The organism is Streptomyces sp. NPDC002790, assembly GCF_040295505.1.
Classification (GTDB): Bacteria; Actinomycetota; Actinomycetes; order Streptomycetales; family Streptomycetaceae; genus Streptomyces.
In genome coordinates this window covers 1-2,818 of the sequence record NZ_JBEOVM010000231.1, presented here as the reverse complement: position 1 = coordinate 2,818, position 2,818 = coordinate 1, and the positions used below count along the sequence as shown (strand labels likewise).

At 69.5% G+C, this 2,818-nt stretch carries 3 protein-coding genes; 2 read left to right on the top strand and 1 reads right to left on the bottom strand.

Features of this window, described 5'->3' with window-relative positions:
• Positions 1–122: 122 nt before the first annotated feature.
• Positions 123–746 carry a TetR/AcrR family transcriptional regulator gene (locus ABT004_RS36250; RefSeq protein WP_351346095.1) on the bottom strand — a complete coding sequence of 208 codons (624 nt, stop codon included), beginning with the start codon at positions 744–746 and terminating at the stop codon, positions 123–125.
• A gap of 156 nt (positions 747–902) precedes the next feature.
• Here ABT004_RS36250 and ABT004_RS36245 point away from each other — a divergent pair, with 156 nt between their 5' ends.
• Together ABT004_RS36245 and ABT004_RS36240 are read left to right on the top strand one after the other, a co-directional pair.
• A complete protein-coding gene (locus tag ABT004_RS36245; RefSeq protein ID WP_351346092.1) occupies positions 903–1,829 on the top strand; it encodes an ABC transporter permease in 927 nt (308 codons plus the stop codon).
• A complete protein-coding gene (locus ABT004_RS36240) occupies positions 1,822–2,673 on the top strand; it encodes an ABC transporter ATP-binding protein (protein ID WP_351346089.1) in 852 nt (283 codons plus the stop codon). Before ABT004_RS36245 ends, ABT004_RS36240 begins: the two co-directional genes overlap by 8 nt.
• The last annotated feature ends 145 nt before the right edge of the window (positions 2,674–2,818 follow it).

Below are 2,818 nucleotides of genomic sequence, written 5' to 3'. Positions count from 1 at the left end.
CATCCCCCCCCACCCCCCTCCTGCTGGGGGCGGGTTTTTGTGGGTGTTTGTTTTTTTCCGTTCACTCTCCCTGTTGTGCTACCCCCCACGTCACAGTCCCAGCCCCGTTCCCTCACACACCCTCACAGCGCCTTGAGCCCCGCCGCCGTCGCCGCCGCCAAGCGCGGCAGGTGCCCCTTCGGGAGTTTGGGGGTGCGGACCACCACCGCGCGCCAGTACAGCGGTCCCGAGATCAGGTCGAGCGCGAGGTCCTCGTCGAGGCCCTCGCGCAGCTCGCCGCGCTCCACCGCCGCTCGTACGATGCCGTTCGCCACCCCGTGCTGCCCCTCGCGCAGCGCCTTCTGCAGGGCCTCGGCGATCTCCGGGTTGCGGGCCGCCTCCGCCTGGAGGTCGGGGATGATCTGGCCGGCCACGGGGTGGCGCAGCGCGCGTGACGTGACCTCGTAGAGGAGGCGGAGGTCGGCCTCCAGGGAGCCGGTGTCCGGGGCGGGCAGGCCCTGCACGGCGATCGCCGAGACCAGGTCGAGGACCAGGTGGAGCTTGGACTTCCAGCGGCGGTAGACCGCCGTCTTGCCGACGCCCGCGCGGCGCGCGATGCCCTCGATGGACATGCGCGCGTAGCCGACCGAGGCCAGTTCCTCGAAGACGGCCGCGCGGATGGCCTCCGTCACGTCCTCGCGCAGGACGGCCGCACCGGCGGGGGCCCTGCGGCGCGTCGGCTTGGGGGAGTCGGCGTTGGTCGTCATATGGCAAAGCATAAGTGCGCGAGGACGAAACGGTTGCGTTCCGACGTCGATCCGCCCTACTCTCACGTCACGACGATACGGGCCCGTCCCGACGTGAACGGCAGATGAACGGCCGGAGCCGAACCTCCGAACCACCCCCGACCGAAAGCAGCGGATGTGAGCCAGGTCCTGGACACGCCTCCCCCGCAGGAGACACCGCGGTCCGTCCCTGTCCCCGAGGATCCGGCGGCCTTCGCCGCCCGGTACGGGCTGAGCGTCAGCGGCGCGCGGCCCTCGCTGCCCGCGTACGTCCGTCAGCTGTGGCAGCGCAGGCACTTCATCGCGTCCTTCTCGACCGCCAAGCTCACCGCCCAGTACAGCCAGGCGAAGCTCGGGCAGGTCTGGCAGGTGCTCACGCCGCTGCTGAACGCGGCGGTGTACTACCTCATCTTCGGCAAGCTCATGGGCACGAGCAGGGGTGTGCCGGACTACATCCCGTTCCTGGTCACGGGCGTGTTCGTGTGGACGTTCACGCAGTCGTCGGTGATGGCGGGGACGCGAGCGATCTCCGGGAACCTCGGGCTCGTCCGGGCCCTGCACTTCCCGCGGGCCGCGCTCCCGGTCTCGTTCTGCCTCCAGCAGCTCCAGCAGTTGCTGTTCTCCATGTGTGCGCTGGTGGTCATCCTGCTGGCGACGGGCGTGCCGCCGGCGCTGTCCTGGTTCCTCGCCGTGCCCGCGCTGACGCTCCAGTTCGTGTTCAACACCGGGCTCGCGCTGATCATGGCGCGGCTCGGCTCGAAGACCCCGGACCTCGCGCAGCTGATGCCGTTCCTGCTGCGTACGTGGATGTACGCGTCCGGCGTGATGTGGAGCCTGACCCGGCTGACGGAGGGGCGGGGCATCCCGTCGTTCGTATCGACGCTGCTCCAGGCCAACCCGGCCGCCGTCTACATCGACCTGATGCGCTTCGCGCTCATCGACAGCTTCACCGATGCTCAACTGCCGCCGCACATCTGGGCGTTGGCGGTCGGCTGGGCGCTGCTCGCCGGCGTCGGCGGGTTCATCTACTTCTGGAAGGCCGAGGAGACGTACGGACGTGGCTGACATCGTGGCTGACAACACCACCGGACAGGTACCCACCGTCATCGCCGACGGCGTCGACATCGTCTACCGGGTCAACGGGACCGGCACGGGCCGCGGCGCCGCGACCGCCGCCCTCAGCCGCATCCTCGGCGGCCGGAAGAAGGCCGAGAAGCGGGCGGGGGTGCGCAAGGTGCACGCGGTGAAGAACGTGTCCTTCACCGCCTACCGAGGCGAGGCCATCGGGCTCATCGGGACCAACGGGTCCGGGAAGTCCACCCTGTTGAAGGCCGTGGCCGGGCTGCTGCCGACCGAGAACGGGGCCATCTACACCGACGGGCAGCCCTCGCTGCTCGGCGTGAACGCGGCCTTGATGAACGACCTGACCGGCGAGCGCAACGTACGGCTCGGCGGGCTCGCGATGGGCATGTCCCGCGAGCAGGTGCGGGACCGGTACGACGAGATCGTCGACTTCTCCGGGATCAACGAGAAGGGCGACTTCGTGACGCTGCCGATGCGGACGTATTCGTCCGGCATGGCCGCCCGGCTGCGGTTCTCGATCGCCGTCGCGAAGGAGCACGACGTGCTGTTGGTCGACGAGGCGCTCGCCACCGGTGACCGGTCCTTCCAGAAGCGGTCCGAGCAGCGGATCAAGGAGCTGCGGCAGCGCGCGGGGACCGTTTTCCTCGTCAGCCACAGCAACAAGTCCATCCGCGACACCTGCGACCGGGTGCTGTGGCTGGAGCGCGGCGAGCTGCGGATGGACGGGCCGACCGAGGACGTCCTCAAGGAGTACGAGGCGTTCACCAATGCCGCGGGTCCGGCCAAGCCGAAGCCGAAGAAACCGAAGGCGCCCGTCGCCGCGTAGGCGCCGACCGTACGAAAAGGGGGCGCCCCCAGCCCCAGATGAGGCTCAGGGGGCCCCCGAGCGCCGACCACCAACGAGTGCGGTAGCAACACCCTGAGAATCGGGCGGAATGCGGCCCCGACGATAGACAGATCGAAAGCGTGCG

Bases quoted from the DNA above. Each gene is read 5' to 3' on its own strand.
- ABT004_RS36250 (WP_351346095.1), bottom strand. From the start codon at position 746: ATGACGACCAACGCCGACTCCCCCAAGCCGACGCGCCGCAGGGCCCCC.